This window comes from Robertmurraya sp. GLU-23 (genome assembly GCF_052983275.1).
On record NZ_JBRKCV010000008.1, the window covers coordinates 12,565 to 39,182 of the forward strand.

At 40.2% G+C, this 26,618-nt stretch carries 31 protein-coding genes; 7 read left to right on the forward strand and 24 right to left on the reverse strand.

Annotation, left to right across the window (positions count from 1 at the left end):
• Positions 1 to 56 precede the first annotated feature (56 nt).
• From ACVBAX_RS13930 to safA, 7 genes are all read right to left on the reverse strand, one after another.
• Positions 57 to 182, reverse strand: coding sequence for an RAxF-45 family protein (locus ACVBAX_RS13930; protein ID WP_391560665.1), 126 nt, complete (start codon positions 180 to 182; stop codon positions 57 to 59).
• Between the two features lie 79 nt (positions 183 to 261).
• The gene (locus ACVBAX_RS13935; protein WP_160547236.1) at positions 262 to 894 is read right to left on the reverse strand and encodes a response regulator transcription factor; all 633 of its coding nucleotides are present in this window, start codon (positions 892 to 894) and stop codon (positions 262 to 264) included.
• On the reverse strand, positions 887 to 1,924 hold the full coding sequence (locus ACVBAX_RS13940) for a sensor histidine kinase (RefSeq protein ID WP_447117532.1): 1,038 nt from the start codon (positions 1,922 to 1,924) through the stop codon (positions 887 to 889). Before ACVBAX_RS13940 ends, ACVBAX_RS13935 begins: the two co-directional genes overlap by 8 nt.
• Positions 1,921 to 2,658 (reverse strand): cell wall-active antibiotics response protein LiaF, encoded by a 738-nt coding sequence (liaF, locus tag ACVBAX_RS13945; protein WP_447117533.1) that lies wholly within the window; start codon positions 2,656 to 2,658, stop codon positions 1,921 to 1,923. The genes ACVBAX_RS13940 and liaF overlap by 4 nt, the downstream gene beginning before the upstream one ends.
• Positions 2,659 to 2,745: 87 nt before the next feature.
• Positions 2,746 to 3,384, reverse strand: coding sequence for a PspA/IM30 family protein (locus ACVBAX_RS13950; protein ID WP_447117534.1), 639 nt, complete (start codon positions 3,382 to 3,384; stop codon positions 2,746 to 2,748).
• Positions 3,385 to 3,407: 23 nt separating this feature from the next.
• Positions 3,408 to 3,752, reverse strand: a complete 345-nt coding sequence (locus tag ACVBAX_RS13955) for a lmo0954 family membrane protein (RefSeq protein WP_119706681.1) — start codon at positions 3,750 to 3,752, stop codon at positions 3,408 to 3,410.
• Positions 3,753 to 4,238: 486 nt separating this feature from the next.
• On the reverse strand, positions 4,239 to 4,853 hold the full coding sequence (safA, locus tag ACVBAX_RS13960; protein ID WP_447117535.1) for a SafA/ExsA family spore coat assembly protein: 615 nt from the start codon (positions 4,851 to 4,853) through the stop codon (positions 4,239 to 4,241).
• Between the two features lie 121 nt (positions 4,854 to 4,974).
• On the opposite strand from safA, the gene ACVBAX_RS13965 reads away from it, so the two are divergent.
• Positions 4,975 to 5,112: a hypothetical protein gene (locus ACVBAX_RS13965; protein WP_447117536.1), complete on the forward strand. Its 138-nt coding sequence runs from the start codon at positions 4,975 to 4,977 to the stop codon at positions 5,110 to 5,112.
• Between the two features lie 37 nt (positions 5,113 to 5,149).
• Here the strand turns inward: ACVBAX_RS13965 and ACVBAX_RS13970 are convergent, their stop codons facing one another.
• The gene (locus ACVBAX_RS13970) at positions 5,150 to 5,962 is read right to left on the reverse strand and encodes an Fpg/Nei family DNA glycosylase (protein ID WP_447117537.1); all 813 of its coding nucleotides are present in this window, start codon (positions 5,960 to 5,962) and stop codon (positions 5,150 to 5,152) included.
• Between the two features lie 139 nt (positions 5,963 to 6,101).
• Here ACVBAX_RS13970 and ACVBAX_RS13975 point away from each other — a divergent pair, with 139 nt between their 5' ends.
• Entirely contained in the window at positions 6,102 to 7,637 is a 1,536-nt protein-coding gene (locus ACVBAX_RS13975) for an FAD-dependent oxidoreductase (RefSeq protein WP_447117538.1), read from the forward strand.
• A gap of 38 nt (positions 7,638 to 7,675) precedes the next feature.
• Here the strand turns inward: ACVBAX_RS13975 and ACVBAX_RS13980 are convergent, their stop codons facing one another.
• The 10 genes from ACVBAX_RS13980 to ACVBAX_RS14025 all read right to left on the reverse strand — a co-directional run bounded on the left by ACVBAX_RS13980 (position 7,676) and on the right by ACVBAX_RS14025 (position 16,376).
• Positions 7,676 to 7,813, reverse strand: a complete 138-nt coding sequence (locus tag ACVBAX_RS13980; RefSeq protein ID WP_251522638.1) for a hypothetical protein — start codon at positions 7,811 to 7,813, stop codon at positions 7,676 to 7,678.
• A gap of 62 nt (positions 7,814 to 7,875) precedes the next feature.
• Entirely contained in the window at positions 7,876 to 9,342 is a 1,467-nt protein-coding gene (locus ACVBAX_RS13985; protein ID WP_447117539.1) for an amidase family protein, read from the reverse strand.
• Between the two features lie 73 nt (positions 9,343 to 9,415).
• Complete coding sequence (locus ACVBAX_RS13990; RefSeq protein ID WP_447117540.1) at positions 9,416 to 10,558, reverse strand: DEAD/DEAH box helicase; 1,143 nt, start codon at positions 10,556 to 10,558, stop codon at positions 9,416 to 9,418.
• Positions 10,559 to 10,644: 86 nt separating this feature from the next.
• Positions 10,645 to 11,862: a Ger(x)C family spore germination protein gene (locus ACVBAX_RS13995; protein ID WP_447117541.1), complete on the reverse strand. Its 1,218-nt coding sequence runs from the start codon at positions 11,860 to 11,862 to the stop codon at positions 10,645 to 10,647.
• Entirely contained in the window at positions 11,859 to 13,448 is a 1,590-nt protein-coding gene (locus ACVBAX_RS14000; protein WP_447117542.1) for a spore germination protein, read from the reverse strand. Before ACVBAX_RS14000 ends, ACVBAX_RS13995 begins: the two co-directional genes overlap by 4 nt.
• A complete protein-coding gene (locus ACVBAX_RS14005) occupies positions 13,445 to 14,557 on the reverse strand; it encodes a GerAB/ArcD/ProY family transporter (protein ID WP_447117543.1) in 1,113 nt (370 codons plus the stop codon). Before ACVBAX_RS14005 ends, ACVBAX_RS14000 begins: the two co-directional genes overlap by 4 nt.
• Entirely contained in the window at positions 14,554 to 14,730 is a 177-nt protein-coding gene (locus tag ACVBAX_RS14010; protein ID WP_447117544.1) for a hypothetical protein, read from the reverse strand. Before ACVBAX_RS14010 ends, ACVBAX_RS14005 begins: the two co-directional genes overlap by 4 nt.
• Positions 14,731 to 14,943: 213 nt before the next feature.
• Complete coding sequence (locus ACVBAX_RS14015) at positions 14,944 to 15,102, reverse strand: DUF1540 domain-containing protein (RefSeq protein ID WP_430776134.1); 159 nt, start codon at positions 15,100 to 15,102, stop codon at positions 14,944 to 14,946.
• Positions 15,103 to 15,180: 78 nt separating this feature from the next.
• The gene (locus ACVBAX_RS14020; RefSeq protein ID WP_447117545.1) at positions 15,181 to 15,630 is read right to left on the reverse strand and encodes a threonine/serine exporter family protein; all 450 of its coding nucleotides are present in this window, start codon (positions 15,628 to 15,630) and stop codon (positions 15,181 to 15,183) included.
• Positions 15,631 to 15,647: 17 nt separating this feature from the next.
• Positions 15,648 to 16,376 carry a threonine/serine exporter family protein gene (locus ACVBAX_RS14025; RefSeq protein WP_430776245.1) on the reverse strand — a complete coding sequence of 243 codons (729 nt, stop codon included), beginning with the start codon at positions 16,374 to 16,376 and terminating at the stop codon, positions 15,648 to 15,650.
• A 110-nt stretch (positions 16,377 to 16,486) separates the two neighbouring features.
• Here ACVBAX_RS14025 and ACVBAX_RS14030 point away from each other — a divergent pair, with 110 nt between their 5' ends.
• Positions 16,487 to 17,482 carry a D-2-hydroxyacid dehydrogenase gene (locus ACVBAX_RS14030; RefSeq protein ID WP_447117546.1) on the forward strand — a complete coding sequence of 332 codons (996 nt, stop codon included), beginning with the start codon at positions 16,487 to 16,489 and terminating at the stop codon, positions 17,480 to 17,482.
• A 176-nt stretch (positions 17,483 to 17,658) separates the two neighbouring features.
• On the opposite strand, the gene ACVBAX_RS14035 is transcribed toward ACVBAX_RS14030, so the two are convergent.
• The 5 genes from ACVBAX_RS14035 to ACVBAX_RS14055 all read right to left on the reverse strand — a co-directional run bounded on the left by ACVBAX_RS14035 (position 17,659) and on the right by ACVBAX_RS14055 (position 21,783).
• The gene (locus tag ACVBAX_RS14035) at positions 17,659 to 18,381 is read right to left on the reverse strand and encodes an amino acid ABC transporter ATP-binding protein (protein WP_430776137.1); all 723 of its coding nucleotides are present in this window, start codon (positions 18,379 to 18,381) and stop codon (positions 17,659 to 17,661) included.
• Positions 18,378 to 19,034 carry an amino acid ABC transporter permease gene (locus tag ACVBAX_RS14040; RefSeq protein WP_430776138.1) on the reverse strand — a complete coding sequence of 219 codons (657 nt, stop codon included), beginning with the start codon at positions 19,032 to 19,034 and terminating at the stop codon, positions 18,378 to 18,380. The genes ACVBAX_RS14035 and ACVBAX_RS14040 overlap by 4 nt, the downstream gene beginning before the upstream one ends.
• Before the next feature lie 81 nt (positions 19,035 to 19,115).
• On the reverse strand, positions 19,116 to 19,931 hold the full coding sequence (locus tag ACVBAX_RS14045) for a basic amino acid ABC transporter substrate-binding protein (protein ID WP_430776139.1): 816 nt from the start codon (positions 19,929 to 19,931) through the stop codon (positions 19,116 to 19,118).
• A 345-nt stretch (positions 19,932 to 20,276) separates the two neighbouring features.
• The gene (locus tag ACVBAX_RS14050; protein WP_430776140.1) at positions 20,277 to 20,510 is read right to left on the reverse strand and encodes an excisionase family DNA-binding protein; all 234 of its coding nucleotides are present in this window, start codon (positions 20,508 to 20,510) and stop codon (positions 20,277 to 20,279) included.
• 61 nt (positions 20,511 to 20,571) lie between these two features.
• The gene (locus ACVBAX_RS14055; protein ID WP_447117547.1) at positions 20,572 to 21,783 is read right to left on the reverse strand and encodes a cystathionine gamma-synthase family protein; all 1,212 of its coding nucleotides are present in this window, start codon (positions 21,781 to 21,783) and stop codon (positions 20,572 to 20,574) included.
• 170 nt (positions 21,784 to 21,953) lie between these two features.
• Here ACVBAX_RS14055 and ACVBAX_RS14060 point away from each other — a divergent pair, with 170 nt between their 5' ends.
• The 4 genes from ACVBAX_RS14060 to ACVBAX_RS14075 all read left to right on the forward strand — a co-directional run bounded on the left by ACVBAX_RS14060 (position 21,954) and on the right by ACVBAX_RS14075 (position 25,013).
• Entirely contained in the window at positions 21,954 to 22,601 is a 648-nt protein-coding gene (locus tag ACVBAX_RS14060) for a GntR family transcriptional regulator (RefSeq protein ID WP_447117549.1), read from the forward strand.
• 157 nt (positions 22,602 to 22,758) lie between these two features.
• Positions 22,759 to 23,553 (forward strand): amino acid ABC transporter substrate-binding protein, encoded by a 795-nt coding sequence (locus tag ACVBAX_RS14065; protein WP_447117550.1) that lies wholly within the window; start codon positions 22,759 to 22,761, stop codon positions 23,551 to 23,553.
• Positions 23,554 to 23,567: 14 nt separating this feature from the next.
• Positions 23,568 to 24,251: an amino acid ABC transporter permease gene (locus tag ACVBAX_RS14070; protein WP_430776144.1), complete on the forward strand. Its 684-nt coding sequence runs from the start codon at positions 23,568 to 23,570 to the stop codon at positions 24,249 to 24,251.
• 18 nt (positions 24,252 to 24,269) lie between these two features.
• Positions 24,270 to 25,013, forward strand: a complete 744-nt coding sequence (locus ACVBAX_RS14075) for an amino acid ABC transporter ATP-binding protein (protein WP_447117551.1) — start codon at positions 24,270 to 24,272, stop codon at positions 25,011 to 25,013.
• Between the two features lie 138 nt (positions 25,014 to 25,151).
• Here the strand turns inward: ACVBAX_RS14075 and ACVBAX_RS14080 are convergent, their stop codons facing one another.
• On the reverse strand, positions 25,152 to 26,576 hold the full coding sequence (locus tag ACVBAX_RS14080; RefSeq protein ID WP_447117552.1) for an amino acid permease: 1,425 nt from the start codon (positions 26,574 to 26,576) through the stop codon (positions 25,152 to 25,154).
• Positions 26,577 to 26,618 lie beyond the last annotated feature (42 nt).

A 26,618-nucleotide genomic window follows, 5' to 3' on the forward strand; every position in this document is an offset into this window, starting at 1 on the left:
AGCGGAAAGCCCTCTTTCATCCATTCATTATTTGTGGATAAGAGATGTTTCACTGTTTAGTTTGCTATGGAATTGCTTAAAAAGGGCAGACTTCTCCCGTTGTTCGCAAAACCAGCAAAAATTGCACGGACGATATACGTATAGTCCATCCAGAATCCGCGCATCAAAACAGCATTTTTCATCTCTTTCCACCTCCGTTTCAGTTAGTTACTTTTATCATATTCATTCCGGAGCTGAATAGCAAGAAATTTATGTAAATTTTTACTTTACTAGCTCATGTTTGAATGCGTAAATAACGGCTTGTGTTCGATCTTGTACTTGAAGCTTGCTTAACACATTACTCACATGCGTTTTTACCGTCTTTAGAGCAATAAACAAATCATCCGCAATTTCTTGATTGCTTTTTCCCTCAGCCATCAACAGAAGGATTTCCATTTCTCTTGAGGTAAGCTCCTCATGTGGTGCTACATCATTTTTTTGACGCATTTTCATCATCATTTTGCCTGTTACCTCAGGTTCAAGAACAGACTGTCCATGATAGGTGGCACGTACAGCATTAGCTATTTCACTTGCCTTTGAGGTTTTTAACATATAGCTTGTTGCCCCCGCTTCAAGTGCTGGGTATACTTTTTCATCGTCTAAAAAGCTCGTCACAATGATGATTTTTGCCTCGGGCCATTCTGCAATGATTTGACGTGTTGCTTCAATGCCATCCATTTCCTTCATAACTAAATCCATTAAAACAATATCTGGCCTTAACTCTAGGACCATTGGAATCGCTGCTTTTCCATTATCCGCTTCACCTACAACCTCAATATCTGGCTGTGCAGATAAATACGAAGAAACTCCAATTCTCACCATCTCATGGTCATCAACAAACACGACTCTAATCACTGCTCTCACCCTTCCTCATCAACGGGACCTTCACTTCTAGACGGGTACCTTTATTTTTCACACTAATAATTTTGCACGTTCCACCAATCTCAACGGCACGTTCATGCATATTTTGAAGTCCATACGAACCAGCTTTTGATTCTTCCACATCAAAGCCAACTCCATCATCCACTACCCTCATAATGATAAAATTGTCTCGTTGGATGAGTAAAACCTCCAGCTCCTTCGCCTTTGAATGACGAAGAATGTTCGAAACAGATTCCTGAAGGATTCGAAAGAGGTGATCCTCCACTCCTTTATCCAGAGGAAACTCCTCTACCTTCCATCCTATTTCCATTGTTACTTTTTGTGATAGTTCGATTAATAGCTCTTCGATTCCTTCTTGAAGTGTTTTTCCTTTTAACGGCACTGGACGTAAATGGAGAAGAAGCGCTCTCATTTCCAATTGAGACTGATGAATCATTTCTTCGACCATCTTCATTTGCTTTGCTTCTCGATCTTCACTTTCCACCTGCTTGGTTTCATTGATAGCCGACATCATCATCGAAGCCGCAAAGAGCTGTTGGCTCACTGAATCATGAAGCTCTCTAGCTAATCGATTGCGTTCTTGAGAAATAATTTCTTGAATACGATTTTCTTGATCCTCTGCCTTTTCATTCGCAAGCTTCTGAGAGGCTTTTGCCTGGTCAGAAATTTGCTTTTGGATTTTACGAACTCTTTGAACAATCGGTTCATACGAAATCCCATTCTCCATCTGACTTTCGCGTCCTTCCTCTACTTCGTGAAGAAGATCGTCAATCGTTTGCATCTGTTTCCGCCAATAAAATCCCGATCCCAAACCAAACAAAATTCCAATCGCAATACTTACGCTTGGAAGAAAGAAGATAAATGGGATATCCATTAAATCACGTTCCCATAGCTCTGACCAATTGTAGACTGGAAAAGCCATAAAAAACGAGACAGATAAAAAGATGAAAACGAATAGAGATAGACTTATCCCCCACACAATTTGGCGTTGTACGATACTCATACTCGCTTCACCTCGAGGTCACCCACCAGCATCGAAGTGAATACCTTCACCTTCTGATCCGCTTTCTCATACTCGCTCGTTTGAACATGTAGTCGCTGATTAAACAGCTTATCTCCTGTTACATTCAATATATTACTAGAGCCAGCAAGAACACTGTGATTCACACAAACCTCAACATCGTAAGGAACTTGAATCTGGATATTCCCGACTAATCCTCGTACAAATATAATCGTCTCACCTTTTGGTAAAACGGTATAGCTTAGGTCGATGATCGTGTCACCGATTCCCGTTTGGATATTTATATCATTCCACTCATATACATGGTCTTTCGTTCTTTGTTCACCGAAAAAAGTATTATCAAATAAGGGCGTTTTCTTTACGATCGTTTCTGTTTGTGGAGGACTCGATTGTGCTTCGACTACCTCAGGCTGTATTTTTTCTGGGGAACGCTTGGACTTGGCAAATTGAAAAATTAAATAGCCCAATATCCCAAACAAAAAGACTTTAATAGTCATCATATTAAATACACTTAAAATAAAGAAGATTGTTCCTGCCCAAAATAAGAATTTTCCTGATGTTTTGGGCTGGCGCTTCCTCCCGATATAGATCATTCCTGATGCAACAAGGAGGGAGAAGATCAGTCCACGATTAAAGAAAGTGACTTCAAGTAATAACAATACAATTCCAAACATCACTGCCCAGCTGAGAAGATCACTCTTCTTTTTTCCTACCATGTTGATTCCTCCTCTCCTGTCATATATACCTATAGAAGGCGTAGTGCTACGCCTTCTAATCTCCACCTTTTACAATACCAGTTTTTTTTATAAAGTAGTAGTTTCTTTCATTTCTTTTTCTAGTTTAGCAATGCGGGCATCGATGGTATTTCTGTAGTATGAAGTGTTTACTTTTTCCTCGATACGGTCAAGGTACGACTCAATTTCTTGAAATCGCGCAACGGATGGGTTAGAGTAATTGTCATTGTCTAGCACTTTATTCATTTGGTAGTGGGCACGGGACAAATTTTCTCTCCCCATTAGCTCCATACGACGAATATGCATATCTTTTAGCTTGTGTTTCATTTCCTCGTATTTTTGCTCTAACTCTTGCAATTGGTTTTCCGTATAACGAAGGGATTCACTTAATCGAGTGGCTCTCTCTTCGTATTGAAGTTGCTCCGCACTAGCGAATGTGTAAAGCTCTGTTTCACCTGCATTTTGTGCTACTTCCGCTTGGTATTTTCTCTTTTCAGCCAGTTCCTGCGCTTGCTTCAACTCGCGAGTAAACCCGTCACGCAACGTATATTGTCTTTCAACCAGCTTTCTTACTTTTTCTGTTTCCAATTCACATTCACGTAAATACTGATTCAGCATCGCAATCGGATTTTTGTTTTCCTTTTTTTCTATTGCTTCATTTAAATCGGCTACAATCGTGTTTTTTAATCGAGTAAATAAGTTTGACATAAATATCTCTCCTCTTTTTAAAATTAGTTTTTATTTAGTTCAGACCATTGCTTTTCAAAATTTTGAAAAGGGTCGTTTGAAACGGTTTCTTTTACTTTTGTTTCGTTAAATTTTTTATAAACAACATAGAGAATATATGCAGCGACAATTCCAACGATCGCTGGTGCGTTAGAGATGGATGCCATCAGGAGAATGAATCCTAAGATTCCTAACCCGATTTTCATCCCCGTCGAATCTGTCTTTAAAAACTGCTTAAACACAAAGTACAGAATCGCCATGCTGACTACTAACCCTACCAATGGACCAAGATTTGCTAATAAAACTAACGCTGCAATGCCTCCGATTAAAAGCAACCCGAATTTTTTCATTTGTTGTTGCCTCCCTTCTTGATATCATCTTACCTAGATTTCAAACTTCTCATAACGAGCTTAAGCTTGATTTTCATATACGACTTGAGGCTTAGTGGGTGGTAGGACTGGTGGTAAATCGCGGGTTTGAGGGGGTTACCCCGTCATTTTGTTGTGGGTGATGAGGTTTTAGGGGGAGTTCTCGTTAATTTAGATCTTTTCTTTTTTAAAAAAGGGGTCTTGCTATAAGCTGAGTCTTCTTTATTTGCGATTTTTTGAACTTATTTGCGATTCTGGAATTTTATTTGCGATTCTGGAATTTTATTTGCGATTTCAAATTTTTATTTGCGATTCTCAGATTTTATTTGCGATCCACTGACTTTACTTGCGATTCTCAGATTATATTTGCGATCCACTGATTTTATTTGCGATTCCGCCGTTTTACTTGCGATTCGATTCCCCCTGTACTCCCCCAATTAAAAAAGCCGGAGTTTCCCCCGACTTTTCTTACTTCGAAATAAACATTTGTGTCCAGTAATGCTGCTTGGATCCGCCTTGGGCATATCCCACTCCGATATGCGTATAGCCAGAGCTCAGGATGTTTTTACGGTGACCTTCACTGTTCATCCATGCTGTCACTACCTCTTGCGCTGTGCGTTGACCGGCTGCAATGTTTTCTCCTGCACTACGGTACGAAATTCCGAAGTTCTTCATCATATCAAATGGCGATCCGTATGTAGGGCTGGTGTGAGAAAAATAGTTTCGATCTCTCATGTCAGCTGATTTGTAACGCGCCACTCGTGCTAGTTGCCAGTCCGCTACAAGAGGCTTTAACCCATACTTTGCACGTTCTTGATTCGTCAATTGCACGACCTGGTTTTCGATGGACTTTGTCGCATCAAAATCTGGGATGTTTACCTTTTGTCCTGGATAGATTAGGGCCGGATTTTTAAACTGAGGATTCGCTTGGATGATCTCAGACAATCCCACTTGATAGCGTACAGCAATTTTCCATAAGCTATCTCCCGGCTGAACCGTATACACTTGTTGTGCGAACGAGCTTGTTGGGATAACAACCAATGACAATAATAGAGCAATTCCTAAAAATAGCTTTTTAAGCATATTTACCACCTCCTAACAATAATAGAATTCATCTTCCTCCCCTAAAAAAATCAAGGAGAATGTTTCCAAATCGGAAAAGATTCTTCTTCCCCTTCATATAGTGTGTAAAGGAGGGATTTCTATGGGTTTGATGTGGGTAACAACCGTTGGATTCGCTATTTGCTTAGGAATTGTTGGTGGTGTGTTTATTTATTATCTAAGAACAGCACTTGATTCAGAGGATGCACATCGAATTGATTCCGCTCCAAAGGAAGAATAGAAATCACTGGCTCGGCTCTCTCTCCCGGGCCACTTTTTTATTCCCTTTGGCAACCTGGACAATAAAAACATTTTCTTGAGGATACCTCTTCAAAGCAAATCGTTTCTCCACATCTCCCACACGATTCCCCTTCACGATCGTATACAAAGCAATGATTATTATATCCCCCCGTAAAGGTATCGCCTTTATATAAAGGCTGGTCCATATAGCCTCCAAACCCAAGGGCTCGCTGCAGGACGGACTGAATCGCATCATAAAGATCTTTTTGCATTCCCTCATCCATTGTATCCGCTTGCTTGGTAGGCATCAGCCTGGCTCCATAACATATTTCATCCGAGTAACAATTCCCTATTCCTGCGATAAATTGCTGATCAAGAAGAGTGGTTTTTAGCCGTCCTCTCTTTTCCCCTATTAAATCAAGCCAAGCTTTATAGGTTAAATGCCCATTCAACGGTTCAGGACCTAAATCAGCCAGCTCCTTTTCTAGCTCCCCTTCTGTTAAAAGATGCAGATACCCCAGCCTTAACCCAATAAAATACAACTCCATCTCCCCAAAAGAAAGAATCACCTGTTTGGTTCTTTTCGGCTGGTCATTTTCACTTCCCACATACATCCATCCACCAAGCATTAAGTGCAAAAGCAAGCTGTCTCCCGTACTTAATTTAAAAATCAAGTGCTTGGCTCTTCTATGAATGGCCTGTATCCTAGCTCCTTGTACTTTCGATATAAACGTTTCACTCTTCATATTGAGTGACTTTTCACGATTGATGGTCACCATAGAAATTTCTTTCCCTGATAATCGCTCACTTAACAACTTCCGATACGTCTCCATTTCTGGTAATTCAGGCATGGTTGACCTCCTTCGTTCGATTTCTTTTAGTATGCGCAAAACCCAATGTATCTCTTGGAAAATTGTCCTTTCGTCGATACATATTTCTCTCTCACTTGGAAAAATTATGTTCATCTAGAAGATTTGAGGAGGAACGGCTATGTCTATGAAGGACTATGAAATACCCCGCTTTCCAGAGCCATACTGGAGAGACATGGATTTACCGATTTATAATTCTTTAATCGAGGATATCCATGTGGATGTGGCTATTGTTGGAGCTGGAATCACCGGTATCACAGCGGGATATCTATTAGCTAATAAAGGCTTAAAAGTTGCCATTCTTGAAGCTGGGAGGGTTCTAAATGGAACGACCGGTCATACGACGGCAAAAATAACAGCTCAGCATGGATTAATATATAATGAATTGCTCCAAAACTTTGGCGAAGAACGAGCGAAGATGTATTATCAGGGCTCTACTGATGCTCTTGAGTTTATCAATCAAATGGTAAAAGAACATAGCATGGAGTGCGATTTTTCAACCCAAGAGGCCATACTTTATGCGGTTTCTGAGCAATATGCGTATCAAGTGGAAGAGGAGGCAGATGCCTACCGAAAGCTTGGCATCCGCGGGGAGCTATCAGAAAAACCCCTTCCCTTTAACATGAAATCCATGTCTACCCTTGTCATGCCTGACCAAGCCCAGTTTCATCCACTCAAGTATTTGAATGTACTTTTACGAAAATTTATTGAAGCTGGTGGGGTCGTTTACGAAAATGTAACGGCAACAGATGTAGAGGAAGGCTCTCAGCCTAAGGTGGTTTTAAGAAATGGGAAAAAAGTATCCTGCGATCATGTGATTGCTGCGTCTCATTTCCCGTTTGTTGATAAAAATGGTTTTTATTTTACTCGCCTTGAAATCCAGCGTTCCTATATCGTTGCAGTCACCACACAAAAAGAGTTTCCTGGTGGTATGTTTTATGGTGCCGACTCACCTACTCGCTCGTTAAGGTCTACCCCTCTAGAAAACGGAGAACAACTTATTCTTGTTAGTGGGGACGGTCATAAAACCGGACAAGGGGTAGACACCATGAAGCATTACCTGGCGCTAGAGGAGTTCGCTCATGATGTATTCGGCATTAAAGAATACAAGTACCGCTGGTCTGCTCAGGATATGATTACATTAGATAAAATTCCTTATATTGGACCAGTTACGGAGAAAAATTCCAATATTCATATTGCTACGGGTTATCGTAAATGGGGCATGACACACGGGACGCAGGCGGCACTCGTCCTCGCAGATACGATTCTTGGAAAAGAGAATGTATACCAAGATTTTTATGCTCCTCAACGATTTGATTCCAATCCGGATATTAAAAAATTCATTCAAATTAATGCGGACGTTGCGAAGCATTTGGTAAAAGGAAAGCTTGAGTATGTGGGAAAAGAGCCAGCTGAGGTGGAGGTTGATGAAGGAGCAGTGGTAATGGTGAAAGGTGAGCGCGCTGGTGCTTATCGCGATCACGAGGGCTGCCTGCATCTTGTAGACACAACCTGTACTCATCTCGGCTGTGAGGTGGAATGGAATCACGGAGATCGCACATGGGACTGCCCTTGCCACGGGTCACGCTTTTCTTATGACGGAGAAGTAGTAGAAGGACCTGCGAATAAACCGCTTAAAAAAGTGGAATTGGATTAAGAAAAACTGGCCGAAGCAATTTTCGGCCAGTTCTTTTGTTATTGATTCGTCGGACGATTACGATGAATGTCCTTTTTTTCTGTGGTTGTAAACTCAACTAGCTCTGAGCTCGTTTGTGGTTGCTTTCGGTTGTTATTACGCTGTGCATTGGCATTTCCAAGCTTAGTTCTTCCCATGTAAACCATCTCCTTTAAAAAGAGGATACTTACATAGGTAGTATGAGAATCAATGCCTCACCTTATTCGAATAATGGAGGTTTTCGATGCTTGGTTGCTTGTTCAAACGCAAAACCTAGTTTAATCAGAGTGGGTTCACTGTAGGCCGTCCCGGTGAACGTGATTCCAACCGGTTCTCCTTCACTCGTATAACCAGCGGGAACCGTTATCGACGGATATCCCGCTTTCGCTGGAATGCCTGCTCCAAAATTATTGGGGAACACGATGGCATCTAGTTGGTGCTCTTTTATCACATAATCGATTCCTTGTTCGGTTGAATAGTATAAATCCTCTTCAAGCGCTTTTAAGTATGCTTCCTCGGTTAGTGTGCCAGAAGTAGCCTCCGCTTCCTCAAGAACCACTTGACCATACTTTAAGCATGTTTCTTCGTTATCTTTATTAAACTGAATCACATCTGAAAGGGACCTTACTTTTACTGCTGGATCCACCGTTTTTAAGTACGCATTCACATCCGATTTAAACTCATATGTGAGCACATCGTAGCTCCATTTTCGTCCGGTTGACGGAATTATCACATCTTCTATAACCTCGGCACCAAGCTCGACCAGCTTTTCAACAGCTGTATTCATCACCTGAAGCTGACCTTCATTTAAATACCCAAAGTACACATCGCGGGCAATCCCGATTCGAGCTCCTTTTAACCCTTGATCATCCAAAAATGAAGTGAAGTCAACTTCAGCCCATTCGGTGTTCGTTAACGTCACTGGATCCTTTTCATCATGAGCAGATAAAGCGCTTAATAAGTAGACAGCATCCGTAACGGTCCTCGCCATTGGACCGGCAGTATCCTGGCTATGGGCAATGGGAATAATCCCTTTTCGACTCACTAATCCTACCGTCGGTTTTATGCCTACCAAAGAATTTTGGCTAGCTGGACTTAAGATCGAGCCAGAGGTTTCGGTCCCTACAGCTACAACAGCTAGGTTCGCTGCAATGGAAGCACCTGATCCCGAGCTGGAACCTCCCACATCGAACTGAGCGGGTCCGTAAGGGTTTAACACCTGTCCTCCTCGTGAACTATAGCCACTTTTCATTCCTTCAGCCATAAAGTTAGCCCATTCCGTCATATTCGTTTTTCCTAATATGACTGCACCAGCTTCTCTTAAAAGAGCCGCTACTTTTGAGTCTTCTTTTGCATAGGAATGAGCCAGTGCTAAGGAACCTGCACTCGTATGCATATGGTCACCCGTATCGATATTATCCTTAATTAGTACAGGAATTCCGTGGAGCGGGCCACGTGGTCCCGTCAATTTTCGTTCTGCATCAAGACTGGCAGCAATCTGAATCGCGTGAGGATTCACTTCAAGAACAGAGTTGATTTTTGGATCTACCGTACGAATGCGATGCAAATACAAGGTGACAAGCTCTTTTGAGGTAATCTCCCCAGAAGTCATCTTTTCCTGAATCAAATCGACCGTCGCTTCTTCAAGCCACTCTTCATAAGCTTTATGTAAACGTGGACTCTCCATTCCTCCAACCCCTTTTTTAAAATATACCTTTATTATACAACAAGGAGTGGGAATCTCTCCCACTCCTTGGAACTTACTTTCTTGAATTCGCATCCACCATTTGGCCTTTAAAGAACACCTTTTTCTCAACATCCTTTTTTAAATCCCGAGAAAATTTCTTTAAGTCTCTTTCTTCACGTTCATTTACTAAAGAAATAACTGTACCTTCTGCCCCAAATCTTCCTGTACGTCCTGATCGATGGACATATTGCTCGATATCTCTAGGGAAATCATAATGAACCACATGTGTGATCCCCTTTATGTCTAACCCTCTTGCTGCAACATCCGTAGCAAGCAGCATATTCACCTTGCCTGTTCGAAAATCCTTCAACGCATTTTTACGTTTGTCCTTGTTTAAATCACTATGTAAAACAGATGCTTTTACATGTTGAAAGGCAAGCTTTTCTGACACGACATTTAGGTTTCCGATATCTTTAATGAATACTAGGACACTTGCTTCCTCCAAGCGTGAGATTTTTTCAAGCAGCTTGATTTTATCTCGTTGTTCCGCAGCAAAATACACATGGTCAACCTTACCAGACTCAATCGTTTCATCTTTCGTCACTTTAATAACCTCAGCATCCTTCGTTAATTCCTTTGCTAACGTCACGGAATGCTCTGGTAGAGTCGCTGAAAATAAGACCACTTGGCGATCCGCCTGTGAGGACTTCACTATATTCTTCACTGTCTGTAAATGCTCTTTTGTTAAAAGCTGATCCCCTTCATCAAGTACAATCGTTTTTACCTCATGCATTTTGATTTTCTTTTGTGCGATCAGTTCCATCATTCGTCCCGGAGTTCCGGCAATAATATGAGGCTGCTTCTTTAGCTTTTCAAGCTGACGCTTCACGTTAGCTCCTCCGATAAAAGAGGCAGAACGAATTCCGCTTCCTTCACTCCATTTTTGAATCTCTGAAAGGATTTGCATGACTAACTCCTGCGAAGAAGCAAGGATAACTGCTTGAATCGTTCGTTTCTCGGGATCCACTTTATTTAATACTGGTAAAAGATACGCAAGTGTTTTTCCCGTTCCTGTTGGCGACTCCGCGATCACATCTTTGCCTTCTGCGATAAATGGGACTGCCTTCGTCTGAACACTCGTTAACTCTTTAAATCCTTCTTTTGTCCATACATCCTGTATAAATGGTTGTAGCTCGTTTACAATTGTCGTACTCATATGCTTCTCCTTTAACTCAAAGCTGATTATAATCAGCTCATCTCTAATAAACCTATTTAAATACTAGCTGAAAGACCTCGCAATGTCTATTCTCTTGGCATTTCTGTAATAAAGGTTTTTCCTTTAATTCCAGATCTTCTCAAATGCAGGTTAATATCAACCTCCACGTCAGCTTGTGCAAATACTTCAGCCCAGTGATCTTCTACTTTTTTGTACTCTTTATGATGTTGTCGATTAAACGCCTCTCCAAAACCAAAAATATCTACACCAAACTCTGTTTGAACCTTCTTGATGGTTTCCTGAATATTATTGGCCACGTACCGATTGATTTTCTCTTCAAAGTGATCATAGGTATCAATTTTCGTTAAATCATTCATACATTGAGTGGCTTCAATTCTTGTTTCACCATTGATCTTCACCTTTAATACAGGCTTTCCATTCGAGTTATCGACTTTTAATTTTGTATGAGTTTCTGACACGGTAACAGCGATATATCTTTCATCCTCTGGTTTTTTTTCCTCGTTTGAACAAGGAATACTCATACTTGTTGTCTTTAGCTTTTGCGTCCAGTAGTAATTTCTTGTTTCTTCCACACTTAAATAACCTAATAATTTGTCATTATCAAAAACAGCCATTCCGTCCATTTCTACAAGCGCATCCATACTTGTCTTCATATTATTTTCAGAGCTTTCACCCTTTTTTGGGTCCCCTGTAAGCACTAATGTAGCTGATACAGGATCCCTTCCCTTAGATGTCATGGCGGAAATAAAATCTGTCAGTCTTACTCCCGGGTCTCCTCCCCACTCTTCATTAAAAGATTGAGTTTGTCTGTGTATTTTTAAAGATGGAACCTTTTGGGTGGGATACGTCACCTTTGCAAAAGCTTCTGCTTTTTCACCCTTTGTTACCATGATGTTAAAGTCATTACGAAACTGACCGCTTCGATCAAGGTAATCAATAAATTCTAATATCCCTTTCTTTGCAATTTTTTCACTGATATATAACACCCTCGTGTGTGAAAAAATTAATCGTCTCGTCATCCCAATATTCATTTTGTGGAGAAGCTCTGATATGGAATTTCCTTCAAGTGAGTAAGTTAAGGCCGGAGTCGCCTGCCCACCCATTTGATTTTTTGAGAATTGAGCTGCATTCACTACCTCGATGGTTAATCGGTATTTACTGTTCTCTCCCTCATCAACCGCAAGCCCTGTGACAATTGAAACATCATTCAATTCGATTCGATCCCAACAGCCAGCTAACATAACAACACAGCCCAAGATGGATAATGCATGTTGAATTTTCATTTTTGTCCTCCTAATGGCTGTTCTGGAGGACTTGGCTGATTATTTTCTTCACTTCTGACTGGAGATTTTGGATACAAATACGAAGGTCGATTCTTATTTAACCATATCGGCACACGAACAAATACATCATCCTGATTTCTTGGTTGAAACGGTGCGACCGGTGCCAAGTAGGGGATACCGAAGGACCTAAGACTAACTAAATGAATAACCATAACAATTAAAAATAGAAGTACACCATATAATCCCATAAAGGCCGCGCTAAAAATAACAACAAAACGGAGCAAGCGCGTGGCAATGGAGAAACTATAGATAGGGGATACAAAGCTCGCAATGGCGGTAAAAGCGACAACAATAACAAGAACATTAGATACGAGACCCGCTTCAACAGCCGCTTGCCCGATAACGAGGGCACCAACAATCGAGACGGTTTGTCCAACCACCCTTGGCATCCGTACGCCTGCTTCTCTCAACACTTCAAAGGAAAGCTCCATAATCATAATTTCAATTACAGCCGGGAAAGGTACTCCCTCCCGTTGTGCTTGTACACTGATCAATAGCTGTGTGGGCATAAGCTCATGATGGTAAGTTGATATAGCGACATATAAGGATGGAAATAAAAGAGCAATCATGAAAGACGAATATCGAACAAGTCTAACAAAACTTGACATAATAAAGGGCTGATAATAATCCTCTGAAGCTTGAAAAAAATCAACAAATAGAGTGGGTACCGTTAAAACAAAGGGGCTACCATCGACAAATATAGCCATTTTCCCCTCTAATAAGTGCCCACAAATACTATCAGGTCGTTCGGTATTATATACGAGTGGAAAGGGAGTGAGCGTTTTATCGACAATGAATTCTTCCACATTTCCTGAATCAAGCAAGGCACCTACATCTATCTTATTCAATCGTTCTCTTACTTCTTTTAGTAAATCTTCATTTGCAATGTCATTAAGATACCCCAGTGCCACATTTGTTTTTGAATCCCTACCTATTTGAAAGATTTCAAACTTAAGGCGAGGATTTTTCAGACGCTTTCTTACTAATAAAAGATTTACCTGAAGACCTTCTACGAAACCGTCTTTCGGTCCACGAATAATCGTCTGTGTGCTAGGTTCTGAAATGGCGCGTTGCTCTGGCATTCCAATCCCTAATGAAAGCGCCTCAGAGTATCCGTCCACCATAATGATTGCTTCCCCGTTTAAGATCCCCCATACCACTCGATGAAAGTTTTCCGCCACTTTAAAATCAATCGAAGGAAAATAGAGCTCTCTCATTTCAGTCATATTACTGAATGGTTGATTCGTTGGACGATTGGTTGCAGCCTGAATCACTCGATTAGATAGTTCATTTTTATCTGTCATGGTGCTTAAATACGTTAAATAAGCTTTATGACCACCAATTTTAATGGGTTCACATTTATAATCAAAGGTTCCCTTGAATAAGTCTTCTAGAAGCGTCTTATTTTTTTCCACTTGGCTATAATATTGCTTTGGAACATCATGCTTTTCAAAAAACTCTTCCTCTGTTGGTTTTCCGTTGTTCTTATTCTTTTTTCTTGAAAACATTGAACTGAACAAACTCATTTTCTTTCCTCCTTGCTCTTTCTCGTCTTCCAAAGGAGAACTGGTAGGACCATCAGCGGAAAAAATAATTGAAACGGTACATGCATAAACAATGGAACGACGATGAGACCTTCTTCAATATGTTCAGCAAAATTATCACTAATTTTCACTGAGATAAAGGCAAGAATCGTTCCAATCGGTACCACGAACATCCGGTAAGGTCGATTGCTTATAAGCTCTAATCCTTTTAATGCTCCATAGAAAAATACACTTACTTTAACAATAATTCCAAACATGACGATGAAAACAACGATGAGATCAACCCGTTCGATAAACTCTAATAAGGATATTTCCCGAGCCGACGATAACAGAGGGAAATTCGATCTTGCTCTCGCCTCTACACCAAGAGTGGTAATTTGTAAGATCGCATTGTAAATGAGCATGACTCCGCTTGCCATAACAGCAAGCAGGGTTGTTTTTTTTGCTTTTTTAAATTTCGATGTGTACGGGATAATCATGGTAAAAGCAATTAATTCTCCAAAAGGAAAAGTTAATAGCTGTGGAAAAACAGCCTTCATCACCGGTTTAAATCCATCACCAAGAATCGGAAACAAATTTTCAAATTCCATTTCACCCGAAATAAAAACAGCTAGACCTATAATAATGATAAAAGAGAAGAAATAGGGCATGAACACCTCACTTGTTCTTCCCATCACTTCAAGCCCTAAATACAACATATACATTATCACGACTAACATGGTTATCGCGATAAACTCAATCGGAGTCTCGTCAAAAATAAACGAAACAATAAGTTCACAAAAATCCCGAAGAACACGGGAAGCAATATACAGAAAGTACAAAATATACAGTAAAACGAATAAATTGCCTAACCACTTTCCAAAGCAAAATTGGATAATTTCAAAGAGATTTTTTCCCGGTAACCTTGAGAGCATAAAATAATACATCAAGGCTAGCCCCATCCCAAAGAACATCGCTAATCCAATTGCAATCCAAGCATCCTGATTTGCATCATTACCGGTACTTACTACGGCCGCACTTCCAATTTCAAAAATAAAAATCAATATAAATAATTGCCAAAGGGACAACTTCTCAACAAGTATATTTTTCATGACGATTTACTTGATTTTTTACTTTTCCTAAACCGGTAATCTACCACCATACCGTAGATCAATCCGACAAGTATATTCAAATACAACATCCATTGACTTGTCCCTTTTTCAAAGAAAATATTTGCATCTAAAATCGACATAAGCGAATGATCATATAAGTATAGATCAAACATGGTAATCACTCCGATAGACCCTAGCAATATGAAAGCAAACAAAAAGGTAACCAACAGCACTCATCCTTATCCTATAAAAACTAACTCCCATTCCACTTTTGTATATCATTTGTTACTAGTGGGGGAATTATGCTCCCTTGGAAAGAAATCCCCGAAAACTCTATTTTTTCACATATAAAAAAACAGCGCTCGCTCGCGCTGTTTCGTTCGTTCTTATAGTCCTTCAGGTTCGAATGTTTTGCAATCTGTTTCTCGGCTCGTATCCGCTTCCTTGCCGCGGTGGCTTACAACGAAGATTTGGTCAGCACCACATTTCATTCCTTCTTCGTTGTACACACAATTACTTACCTCACATAAAACGTCCTGTGCCATCGTCTAACACCTCCCCTACGGATAGGGTAAGCAAAAAGAGCGAGAGACATTCGGATTCCAACTTGGCAAATCCTTGAATCATGATTCCTTCTTTTTTATGATGGCTGTCTTTCTAATAAGCTGATTTACCACTTCGGAAAAAACGATTCCCATAGCAATGGCTCCTGAAATCAAGAAGGCTTTTGCCGCAAGTGCTAACGCAATATTGTAGTCATTTTCAACAAAGTTTCGCATGGCGTCATATGCCATTCCACCCGGAACAAGTGGAATGATTCCTGCAACGATAAATATGATAATCGGCGTTCGATACAGCTTAGCAAATACCTGACTAGCCACAGCAATAACAAAGGATGCTATTAACGTCGCATTTACTGCATCCGCACCATTCATCGTAAAAAGAATATAAATAATCCAACCAAGCATGCCAACAAAACCTGATTGTATTAGGGAAGATTTAGGAGCGTTAAATATAATACCAAAAGCGGCGGCAGCCAAAAAACTAAAGAGCAGATGTTGAAAAATGTACATTGGCGTATCGCCTCCTTTTAAAGAAATGATAATACAACAGCAATTCCTGACCCAATCGCAAAAGCAGTTAGTAGTGCTTCTGCTCCTTTAGAGATGCCCGAAACCAAGTGTCCCGCCATTAAATCTCTAACCGCATTGGTTAAAAGCAAACCCGGAACAAGTGGCATAACTGATCCGATAATAATTTTATCTAATTCCACACCCATACCCATACGGACAAATAAAAAGGATAGAATTCCGATAATAATTGAACCAATAAACTCAGAAAAAAACTTGATCGGAACGACTCTGTGAAAATACATCACACTCGTAAATCCAATTCCACCCGTTAGACAGGCTGGTAAAAAATCGTTCCAACTACCATTAAACATAATTAAAAAACAGCCACTCGCCATTGCTGCTGCTAGAATTTGAATAGTAGTTGAGTACGTTAATTGAGATTCCTCTACCTCTGTTAACGCACGAAAGGCCATTTCTATATCCAGTTCTCCACTCGTTATCCGACGAGATACCCCGTTTACCAAAGCCACTTTATGAAGATCCGTTGTTCTTTCTGTAATTCGCACAAGCTTTGTTTTGGTAGGCTCTGTGCTTTCAATTGAAAAAATAATACCTGTTGGTGTGACAAAACAATGGGCCTCTCTAACTCCAAAGGCTCGAGCGATTCTCTCCATTGTGTCTTCCACTCGGTATGTTTCAGCCCCGCTTTGGAGCATGATTTTCCCCGCTAATAAACATACTTCCATAATGTCGTACACGACTTGCTTTTTCTCCACTTTTATCACCTTACTGCTGACTTTTTGAATGTAAAGACTACTTTATCATATTTTTCAGATTAGTGGGTCAACACTTTTTTATGTTATATTTAGAATATCGAAATTTTCAAAAAAGTAGGTGCTACTCTTTGAGAAAACTTGTCGTTACTCATAATCTAGAACAAGTATATGTTAACGAAATGCAAGCTGTTTTACCAGACTGGGAAATTGTAGTGGGAAAAGAAATCTATAAAGAACATATTCATAATGCAGAAATTATTTTAGGATGGAAAAAGGATATAAAAGACCTTTTAGGAAACTCCTCGACTCTGAAATGGGTGCAAACTTGGAGTGCCGGTGTGAATAATTTACCTCTCCCCATTCTTCATGAGCGTGGAGTAACGGTTACAAGTGCGAATGGTGTCCATGCCTTTCCTATATCGGAAACCATCTTCGGATTGATGCTTGCACTTACTCGAAATATTCATACCTATGTCCGAAATCAGTCCTCTAAACACTGGCATCATGCTGGCTTAAAGCTTGAGATTCACGGAAAAACGATTGGAATTATCGGTGTTGGAGCGATTGGAAAAGAAACAGCAAAGATTGCAAAAGCGTTTGGAATGAAAGTACTCGGGGTCAGGAACTCCCGTTTGTCTGTGGAAAATGTGGATGAAATGTACATAACAACGGAACTGGATACAGTCCTTCCACAATGTGATTATGTCGTTTCTACCCTTCCTTTAACGAAGGACACAAAAGGATTATTCTCTATGAAACAATTTCAGCTCATGAAGCCCGATTCCTTTTTCATTAATATTGGTCGTGGCGAAATTGTGGTGGAGGAAGATCTTATTCAGGCACTTCAAACCGGGGAAATTGCAGGGGCCGGATTAGATGTATTTGAGGTCGAACCTCTCCCTGAGAACAGTCCTTTATGGGAAATGGAAAATGTGATTGTCACTCCTCATACTTCGGGGTCAACTGAATACTATGACCGTCGAGTAGTAGAAGATATCTTTTTGCCAAACTTGCGACAGTATATAAAGGGTGAGAAACCATCAATTAATGTGGTTGATTTTGTGAAGGGATATTAAAAACACAGGCCCCTTAGAACCTGTGTTTCCGACTCGATGGGACTTTAACCCACAAACGACGCTACCCGTATCAAGGATACGAGAGGTTGCTCTGTTCTTTGAGCTACGAGTCATTATTATTGTGTCTCAAATACAAGCATATTATGCAAAAAAGGATGTCACACTGTGACATCCTTTTACAGTACCTTACTTAAAAATGATTTGGTTCGTTCCTGCTGCGGATTGGTAAACAGCTCTTCAGGTACATTTTCTTCCACAATATAACCGCCATCCATAAAGATGACCCGATCGCCCACTTCTCTAGCAAACCCCATTTCATGTGTCACCACTACCATGGTCATGCCTTCTTTTGCTAGCTGTTTCATAACCTCTAGCACCTCACCGACCATCTCTGGGTCTAGTGCGGAGGTCGGTTCATCAAAGAGCATGATTTTTGGTTCCATTGCAAGTGCTCGAGCAATCGCCACACGCTGTTTTTGCCCACCTGATAATGAATCAGGATAGGCATCAGCCTTGTCCTCTAGACCCACTTTTCGTAAAAGGTCTAATCCCTTTTGACGAGCCACTTCTCCGTCGATCTTCTTCACCTTCAAAGGGGCCAACACAATATTTTCAATCACGGTTTTATGTGGAAATAGGTTGAATTGTTGAAAAACCATTCCTACATTCTGTCTTACTTGATTGATGTTCACACTTTTATCAGTAAGATCCACACCTTCAATATATACATGACCGCCTGTTACGGATTCCAACAAGTTCAAACAGCGAAGAAACGTCGACTTTCCTGAACCAGAAGGACCGATCACCACGACCACTTCTTGCGGTTGTATTTCAGCATTAATGTTTTTTAGTACTTCGTTGTTGCCAAATGACTTTTTTAGATTACTTACTTTAATCATTCTGTCGATAACCTCCTCTCAAGACGATTTAACAAGAAGCTCAAGGTTAATGTGATAACTAGGTAAATAATAGCTACAGTTATATACGGTTCCCACACACGATAGTATTGTCCTTGCATAGCTCGTCCCCAGTACATAATCTCAGGAGCCGCAATGACTGCTGCTAAAGAGGATTCTTTTATAAGCACGATAAATTCATTTCCTAATGGAGGAATCATTCTCTTAAACGCTTGTGGAAGAATGACGTGTCTCATAGCTTGTACATGAGTCATGCCAAGTGTTCTAGCTGCTTCCATTTGCCCTTTGTCAATCGATTGAATTCCCGCTCGGAAGATTTCTGCAATGTATGCTGCTGCATTCAGTGATAATGCAAGAATAGCCGCTGTCACTGGCTCCGTCTTCCCTGTAAACAATGGAACGAGACCAAAGTGAATGAGCAAAATCTGAACAAATAAAGGAGTTCCTCTGAAAAATGTAATGTATAAGTCAAAAGGCAGTGATAACCACTTGTTTTTCACCATTTTCCCTAACCCAATAGCCAAACCAAGTGCGGTTCCAATGACAATTCCTGCGAGTGATAAACCAAGGGTAAGCAAGGTTCCCTTTAAAAACAATGGCGCATAGTCCATGATGAGATCAAAACGAAAGTCCATCATACTCCTCCTTTACTAGGATGAAAAAAAATGGCGTAACACTATGCAAAAGAGTTACGCCCTAAATAATTCAGTAACCAATTATTGTTGTGCTTTTAAATCTTCAAGGTCCGGCTCAGTCCCAAACCATTCTTTATAAATTTCTGCATATGTTCCGTTTTCATAGATCGTGTTAATGGCTTCATTTATTTCTGCTCTTAACTCACTATCTTTCGGGAACATTAATCCATAATACTCAGCTGCGAATGCGTCCGGATCTTCAACGACAACAAACTTATCATTCGGGTTATTTTTCGCGTACTCTTCAACCACAGTGTTATCGGCAACAACCGCGTCTGCTCCGCCACCTTTAAGCTCCATAATTGCTAGAACGGTATTTTCAAATTTTTTGATATTAGGATTGTTTTCTCCTAGTACACTCTCAATTGCTTCTTGACCTGTTGTTCCGTTTTGAACAGCAACTTTCTTGTCCTTTAAGTCTGCAGCTGATTTAATATCACTGCCTTCTGGAACGAGAATTTTATTTGTTGATAGGAAGTATGCGTGTGAGAAATCATAGGATTCTTTACGCTCATCATTAATGGTAATGGCAGATACAGCAAAGTCAGCAATTCTATCCTCTAATTCTACAAAAACAGGATCCCAACCTACATGAACGATATCAACCTCATAGCCAGCTTCTTTCGCAACTGCATTCACGAAGTCTACATCAAATCCAACAATTTTATCGCCATCCATGTATTCAAATGGTGCGTATGCTGCATCCGTTACGACTCTTAATGTTTTCTTCTCTTCACTAGTTCCCTCATCAGAACCATTGTTCTGATCGCTTGTTCCACAAGCCGCCAACAGCATACTAAACACTAACAAAAATGATAATAAAGATAGTTTTTTCACTACATTGCCCCCTTGAAAATGGTTTTATTTTTTATTGAATCTTTCTCTAGCAAATACCTTACAACTCTAAATTTTCAGTATATTTTGACATGAAACTATTATAACTTTTATCGTTTTTTTATGCAACAATAAAAACTTTGTTAGGATAATTTATTATCACTCTACTGAATTAATGGGCAAGTACTGGTATTCCTACCCTTTTAAGTATTTAAAAATATCTTTAATTAACATTTTCACTATCATTTTTACTGTCAATCAATCTTACATATTCATTGACAACTGCATAAAAGTCACAAAAAACATACAAAGGAAGGGAGAATATCTTTTCATTCTCCCATATTAGATTTAATCCTCATCCTTGATGTCTCTGTCTTCTGGAATGGGCTCGTTTTCTAACTCTTTGACGAGGTTTTTATATTTTTCAAGCTGTTCAAAATGGGTTTTGAACTGATCTTTGTAAATCATGGGCACACCTTCACCATCATGCAATACCCGAATTTTTCCCTGTAAAATTAAATTTTCTACATACTGAACGGAAACCGATAAATACTCTGCCGTTTCTTTCACTGTTAAGTACATTCATACGTCACTCCTACTATCTATATGAAGCTATTATACCTAATTACTCCTTTTTAACCTATCACTCTAAAGATAATTGGGATTCTAGATGAGCAAAAGCTTGCTCAAGATCAGCGATCAAATCTTCGGTATCCTCGATTCCGACCGATATACGAACGAGCCCTTCAGGTATTCCTAACTCCTTTCGTTCTTCGAGGGTACACTCCACATGACTCGTGGTTCTTGCTGGTCCATAAATCGTCTCTACAGCCCCCAGATTACCGGCTCGATTTGCGTACTGTAACTTTGGCAATAAAATTTTGATAGCTTCCATCTCCTCTTTTAAAACAAAACTAACGATTCCCCCATATCCCTTCATTTGTTTTTTCGCAATTTCATGATGACGATGTGTTTCTAATCCCGGATAAAACACTTCCTCTACATGCTTCTGATTTTTCAAATACTGTGCAATTTCGATCGCACTCTTTTCTTGCTGTCTTACGCGAAGTTTTAATGTTTTCATTCCTCTTAAAATAAGATAGGCGGACCAGGGATCCATCGTGGCGCCATTAATCTCTCGGTAATGATACACTTTTTCCATCAGTTTCTTTGGACCGCATACCACTCCACCCATCGCATCTGCGTGACCACTTAAAAACTTAGTGGCACTATGAATAACGATGTCTACTCCCAGTGATAGAGGGTTTTGATTTATTGGAGTGGCGAATGTATTATCAATAATCACCAAGGCTCCTGCTGCTTTTCCTGCCTTCACCATTCTTTTTATATCTGTAATCTTTAGTGTAGGATTTGTTGGTGATTCTAGATATAATACTTTGCACCCCTTCGCCACTTCCGCCTCCATTTCTTCGTGGTTTCCCGTATTACATAACGTCACATTTACATCTATATTGGGTAGAAACTCGGTGAAGATTTTGTTGGTTCCTCCATATGTGTCCTTAACAGACACGACTCGATCGCCTGGCCGTAAAAACGTGTATAGCGTACTGCTAATGGCGGCCATCCCCGATGAAAAGCCGACTGCTGCTTCTGCACCTTCCAGAATTCGTACTTTTTCCTCGAAAGCTTCCACGGTTGGATTTGTCATCCGATTGTATATATGTCCAGGTTTTAACCCCAGTGCTACATCCTGCCATTCATCTATATCATCATAATTATAGGCAACACTTAAGACGACAGGCACTTGGGTGGCACGAAAAGCAAGAGATGCCTCTTCTCCTGCCCATACCGCTTTTGTTCCGTCCTGTATATGTAAAAAGCTTTTTTTATCCATTGAATCACCTCATTTTATTTTGTCTATTGTATATTGTATATTGTATAATATACAGAATATTATAACAAATAATAAAGAAAAATAAATTGTTCAATCGTTATAGATTCTACCTTTTTATACTTAAGGTATAATAAAGTACAGATATATTAGCCTTCAGTAAGGAGGAACCGATGATTCATAAAAGATATCGCTCGTTAAAAGATCATGTGTATGATTATATTGCTACAGAAATACAGAACGGAAACTTACTTCCTAATCAGAAAATAAATGAAGTGGCTCTAGCTGAGAAATTGGAAGTGAGCCGTACTCCTGTAAGAGAAGCTTTAATACAGCTTGCATCCGAAAACTTGCTTGAATTTTTCCCTCGAAAAGGATTTATCGTAAAAGAACTTACGATAAAAACCAAGCTTGATGTGTTCCAAGTAGTTGCTGTCCTTGACGCATTAGCAGCTTCTTTATCCTTACAGCTTCTTACAGATGAAGACCTACATAAGATGGAAGAGCTAGTGAAAAAAATTGACCAAGCAATTTCTCAGCGAGATTATGCTGATTATCAAAAATATCAATTCGAATTTCATCAGGTTTATATTGAGAAATGCGATAATGAAACATTAATCGAACTGCTGCAATCATTACAAAATAGTTTTGTTAGACAGATTTACTTAAGTAAGGACGAAGATAAGCTATTTTCTGTACTCACACAAATGAACGAGCAACATGCAAAAATAGTTAAACTTTTTAAGAACAAAGATAAGGACAACCTTGAGCAACTGATTAGAAATGAACACTGGAAAATCACTCACATGGATATGATTTAATCGAACAGACTACGAGTCTGTTCTTTTTGTTTTTCCTACATATTAGTTACATTTCTGTGAAAGATAAGAATAAATGTTTGACATATATGAAAGAAAACATTAACCTAATATAGTTTTTTAAAATAATTAATCCGATAAACTTAGTGGGGGTTTAAACATGAAAAAATTATTATTCGTGCTGTTCACACTCCTTCTTTCTCTAGCTTTAACTGCTTGTGGAGCAAAGGAAGAAGAAGAAAAAACAGCAGCAAACTTATACGAAGAAATTAAAGAAAAAGGTGAGATTACCATCGGTACGGAAGGTACTTATGCACCTTTTACTTTCCATGATGAATCTGGGGATCTAACAGGGTTTGACATTGAGATCGCTGAAGAAGTATTCAAGCGCCTTGATATTAAGCCCGTTTTCGTAGAAACCAAATGGGACGGAATGATTGCTGGACTTGATGCCAAGCGTTATGACATGGTTGCGAACCAAGTAGCGATTCGTGAAGATCGCCTCGAGAAATACGATATGTCTGAACCTTATATTTCGTCAAAAGCGGTACTTATTGTTGGTGAAGCAAACGAAGACATTAAAACGTTTGAAGATCTGAATGGAAAAAAAGTAGGACAATCTCTAGACAGTAACTATCGAAAAATTGCAGAAGCAAATGGCGCAACAAACACAGTGGTAGATGGATTTAACCAAGCCATTGATTTAATCACTTCAGGTCGTATTGATGCAACAATCAACGATAATCTTTCTTACCTAGATTTAAAAAAGCAACGTCCTGACCTTGCGATTAAAAAGGTGGATGAAGAAGCAGATGTAACAAGCAATGCCTTCTTATTCCGTAAAGATAACAAAGAGCTAGTTGATGCGGTGAACGGCGCATTAGCTGACATGATCGAAGACGGAACATACCTTGAAATCTCAACTAAATGGTTTGGCGAAGACGTATTGAAGTAAAGGACTGAATTGAAATGGTCTTAGATGAAAGAGCGGAACGAATTATAGGAATCCTTAGCGATTCCTTTTTTCCTATTTTAAAAGCTGGTTTATATTTTACGGTTCCATTAACACTAATCACATTTACACTTGGTCTTATATTAGCGTTTTTCACAGCAATAGCTCGCATATCAGGGATTAAACCTCTCGTTGCGATTGCAAAATTTTATGTGTGGATCTTTCGGGGTACACCGTTACTTGTTCAATTATTTATCCTATTTTACGGTCTTCCAAGTGTGGGAATTACGCTTGATCCATTCCCAGCTGCCGTACTTGGTTTTACCTTAAATAAAGGAGCGTATAGCTCGGAAATTATTCGTGCCGCGATCCTGTCTACTCCTAAGGGACAGTGGGAAGCAGCCTTTTCGATTGGTATGACTCGGGCACAAGCCATGAGACGAATCATCCTCCCACAAGCCATTAGAGTATCGGTTCCACCACTTGGAAACTCTTTTATCAGCCTGGTAAAAGACACTTCCCTTGCTGCAACGATCACGGTTACAGAGATGTTTCAAAAAGGACAACAGGTGGCTGCAGCTACGTATGAACCTCTTTGGCTTTATATTGAGGTAGCTTTTATTTATTTAATGTTCAGTACGGTACTGTCCTATGCTCAATCCATGCTCGAACGTCGCTTTGACCGTAGCGTAGCCAAGTAGGAAGGGAGAGTATTGGCGATGATTAAACTAGAAAATTTATATAAAAGCTTTGGAGAGATTGATGTTTTAAAAGGAATTGACTTAGAGGTGGAAAAGGGGAAAACCGCTGTAATTATTGGCCCTTCTGGTTCAGGGAAAACCACCCTTTTACGCTGTCTGAATTTATTGGAGATTCCAAACCAAGGGTCGATTACGATTGGGGAGAAAGAGCTTCAGTTTCAATCAGGAACGAAGCTAAAACCGACTCAAATGACCCTCTTTCGTCAACAAACGGGCATGGTGTTTCAATCGTACAACCTGTTTCCACACTTAACGGTTGTTGAGAACGTAATGGAGGGACAGGTCGTGGTGTTAAAACGCTCAAAATCGGAGGCCAAAAAGCGTTCTCTCGATTTACTCGCCAAGGTTGGACTGAGCGACCGAGCGGAAATGTACCCTCATCAATTATCAGGTGGCCAGCAGCAACGTGTGGGGATTGCCAGAGCAATGGCGATGGATCCGAAAGTCTTATTATTTGACGAACCCACCTCGGCGCTAGATCCGGAGCTTGTTGGTGACGTGTTAAAAGTCATGAAGGATCTTGCTGAAGAAGGAATGACGATGGTCGTTGTTACCCATGAAATGGAGTTCGCTAGAGACGTAGCAGACCAAGTCATTTTCATGGATCAAGGACTAATTGCAGAAAAAGGAACACCAGAAGAAATCTTCACCCTCTCCACCAACCCAAGAACGCAGCAGTTTCTTAATAAAGTCGCACGTTGAACAAGAAAAGGGGTAAAGTGTCCTTCCCAGAAGGACACTCTACCCCTTTTTGTCCACGAGCGGTGACAGACACCCTCCGTGGACACTTTGGCCTCATTTGTCTTTTGGTGGTGTCTGTCACCGCCGTTGTCACCGCCGTTAGGCTGCTTTTTTGGTTTTTGGTTTTTGTTTGTGTGCTCTTGCTACTGGGCCGTAGAAGAAGATTCCACTTGCAAGGAGAGCCACTCCGAACATGAAGGTTTTGATGTCTGCTGTACCCGCGTAGATCACCCATACTGAATATAAGGTCGCTAGTAAAGCAATGACACCGTCCACCACTTTTGATCTTGCTTGGCCTTCATACGTTTCACCTGTGATCACTAGCTTTAACTGAAATACAGCTGCAATGAAGTACGGAACCAGGTAAGATAAGGTTGCAATATAAATAACAAAGTCAAACGCCGCAGAGATGGAATTTGAAATCGTTGAGAAAATAAATAACTGTCCCAATGAGTTTGTGATAATCATTGATAACACCGGAATATTCTTCTCATTTTCCTTTAAGAAAGAAGGTAAAAACAGACCTTGCTTCGCTGCTTGGTACGGAACTTCTGCACTTAACATCACCCAACCAATGGTAGAACCAAATAAGCTGATTAATCCAATACCTGCTAACACTTTTCCAGAAACAGGTCCAAGCACGGAGACAATCGCATCAATTAATGGCTTGTCCGACGCAATTAACGCCTCTTGGCTTAGTAAGCCCATCACTAATGTACTTACTCCAATATAGATGGCTAACGCGATGAACAACCCTAGAATCGTTGCACGCTTGACGTCAATTTGCTTCTTGGCACGTCCCGCAAAAACAACCGCCGATTCCACACCGATAAACGCCCAAAGGGTAGCAACCGCTGCATTGCTAATCTGACCCATCAGTCCGACCGTTGCCCCACTCTCATCGAAACGTGGCTCAACCATAGGAAGCATATGCGAAGCCTCAAATGCAAACAACGCAACAATAATGAAGATGAAGAAACCTGCCACTTTAGAAGCTGTTGCCATGAAGTTTAACTTCCCTGCATTTTCTAACCCTCGTAAAATAATGAAGTGAGTTCCCCATAATAAAATCGAACAAACCACAAAAGTTAAGGCATTACCAACCTTTAAAATAAACGAACCAACGGTAAATAACTCAGCCTGACTCGTTAAAATTGGAAAGAACGTTGATAAATAACTAGCGAATGTTGTAATGATCGCAATATTCCCCGCTAAGTTACCAATCCAATAACCCCAAGTCGCCATGAACCCAGAAAGAACAGACCCTCTAGAATTTGGTTTAAAAAGCTCTTTCGCATAAATTTGTGGTCCACCATTTAAATTTGGCTTTCTCATTCCTAAATTCCCAAACACCAGCGCAGTTACTAACACTCCCGCTCCTGTAAATAACCAAGCGAGAATAACCCCCGCCGGACTTGCCGCTTCTGATAGTGAACGTGGCAGCATAAAGATACCCGAACCTACCATATTTCCAACGACTAATGCCGTTAATATCCATAAACCTAACTTCGTTTGTTTTCCCATGATAATATTCCTTTCTATTATACTTCCCCATCTCTCAAGTAT

Bases quoted from the DNA above. Each gene is read 5' to 3' on its own strand.
- ACVBAX_RS13930 (WP_391560665.1), bottom strand. From the start codon at position 182: ATGAAAAATGCTGTTTTGATGCGCGGATTCTGGATGGACTATACGTAT.
- ACVBAX_RS13940 (WP_447117532.1), bottom strand. From the start codon at position 1,924: ATGAGTATCGTACAACGCCAAATTGTGTGGGGGATAAGTCTATCTCTA.
- liaF (WP_447117533.1), bottom strand. From the start codon at position 2,658: ATGGTAGGAAAAAAGAAGAGTGATCTTCTCAGCTGGGCAGTGATGTTT.
- ACVBAX_RS13950 (WP_447117534.1), bottom strand. From the start codon at position 3,384: ATGTCAAACTTATTTACTCGATTAAAAAACACGATTGTAGCCGATTTA.
- ACVBAX_RS13955 (WP_119706681.1), bottom strand. From the start codon at position 3,752: ATGAAAAAATTCGGGTTGCTTTTAATCGGAGGCATTGCAGCGTTAGTT.
- safA (WP_447117535.1), bottom strand. From the start codon at position 4,853: ATGCTTAAAAAGCTATTTTTAGGAATTGCTCTATTATTGTCATTGGTT.
- ACVBAX_RS13965 (WP_447117536.1), top strand. From the start codon at position 4,975: ATGGGTTTGATGTGGGTAACAACCGTTGGATTCGCTATTTGCTTAGGA.
- ACVBAX_RS13970 (WP_447117537.1), bottom strand. From the start codon at position 5,962: ATGCCTGAATTACCAGAAATGGAGACGTATCGGAAGTTGTTAAGTGAG.
- ACVBAX_RS13975 (WP_447117538.1), top strand. From the start codon at position 6,102: ATGTCTATGAAGGACTATGAAATACCCCGCTTTCCAGAGCCATACTGG.
- ACVBAX_RS13980 (WP_251522638.1), bottom strand. From the start codon at position 7,813: ATGGGAAGAACTAAGCTTGGAAATGCCAATGCACAGCGTAATAACAAC.
- ACVBAX_RS13985 (WP_447117539.1), bottom strand. From the start codon at position 9,342: ATGGAGAGTCCACGTTTACATAAAGCTTATGAAGAGTGGCTTGAAGAA.
- ACVBAX_RS13990 (WP_447117540.1), bottom strand. From the start codon at position 10,558: ATGAGTACGACAATTGTAAACGAGCTACAACCATTTATACAGGATGTA.
- ACVBAX_RS13995 (WP_447117541.1), bottom strand. From the start codon at position 11,862: ATGAAAATTCAACATGCATTATCCATCTTGGGCTGTGTTGTTATGTTA.
- ACVBAX_RS14000 (WP_447117542.1), bottom strand. From the start codon at position 13,448: ATGAGTTTGTTCAGTTCAATGTTTTCAAGAAAAAAGAATAAGAACAAC.
- ACVBAX_RS14005 (WP_447117543.1), bottom strand. From the start codon at position 14,557: ATGAAAAATATACTTGTTGAGAAGTTGTCCCTTTGGCAATTATTTATA.
- ACVBAX_RS14010 (WP_447117544.1), bottom strand. From the start codon at position 14,730: ATGTTTGATCTATACTTATATGATCATTCGCTTATGTCGATTTTAGAT.
- ACVBAX_RS14015 (WP_430776134.1), bottom strand. From the start codon at position 15,102: ATGGCACAGGACGTTTTATGTGAGGTAAGTAATTGTGTGTACAACGAA.
- ACVBAX_RS14020 (WP_447117545.1), bottom strand. From the start codon at position 15,630: ATGTACATTTTTCAACATCTGCTCTTTAGTTTTTTGGCTGCCGCCGCT.
- ACVBAX_RS14025 (WP_430776245.1), bottom strand. From the start codon at position 16,376: ATGGAAGTATGTTTATTAGCGGGGAAAATCATGCTCCAAAGCGGGGCT.
- ACVBAX_RS14030 (WP_447117546.1), top strand. From the start codon at position 16,487: ATGTTATATTTAGAATATCGAAATTTTCAAAAAAGTAGGTGCTACTCT.
- ACVBAX_RS14035 (WP_430776137.1), bottom strand. From the start codon at position 18,381: ATGATTAAAGTAAGTAATCTAAAAAAGTCATTTGGCAACAACGAAGTA.
- ACVBAX_RS14040 (WP_430776138.1), bottom strand. From the start codon at position 19,034: ATGGACTTTCGTTTTGATCTCATCATGGACTATGCGCCATTGTTTTTA.
- ACVBAX_RS14050 (WP_430776140.1), bottom strand. From the start codon at position 20,510: ATGTACTTAACAGTGAAAGAAACGGCAGAGTATTTATCGGTTTCCGTT.
- ACVBAX_RS14055 (WP_447117547.1), bottom strand. From the start codon at position 21,783: ATGGATAAAAAAAGCTTTTTACATATACAGGACGGAACAAAAGCGGTA.
- ACVBAX_RS14060 (WP_447117549.1), top strand. From the start codon at position 21,954: ATGATTCATAAAAGATATCGCTCGTTAAAAGATCATGTGTATGATTAT.
- ACVBAX_RS14065 (WP_447117550.1), top strand. From the start codon at position 22,759: ATGAAAAAATTATTATTCGTGCTGTTCACACTCCTTCTTTCTCTAGCT.
- ACVBAX_RS14070 (WP_430776144.1), top strand. From the start codon at position 23,568: ATGGTCTTAGATGAAAGAGCGGAACGAATTATAGGAATCCTTAGCGAT.
- ACVBAX_RS14075 (WP_447117551.1), top strand. From the start codon at position 24,270: ATGATTAAACTAGAAAATTTATATAAAAGCTTTGGAGAGATTGATGTT.
- ACVBAX_RS14080 (WP_447117552.1), bottom strand. From the start codon at position 26,576: ATGGGAAAACAAACGAAGTTAGGTTTATGGATATTAACGGCATTAGTC.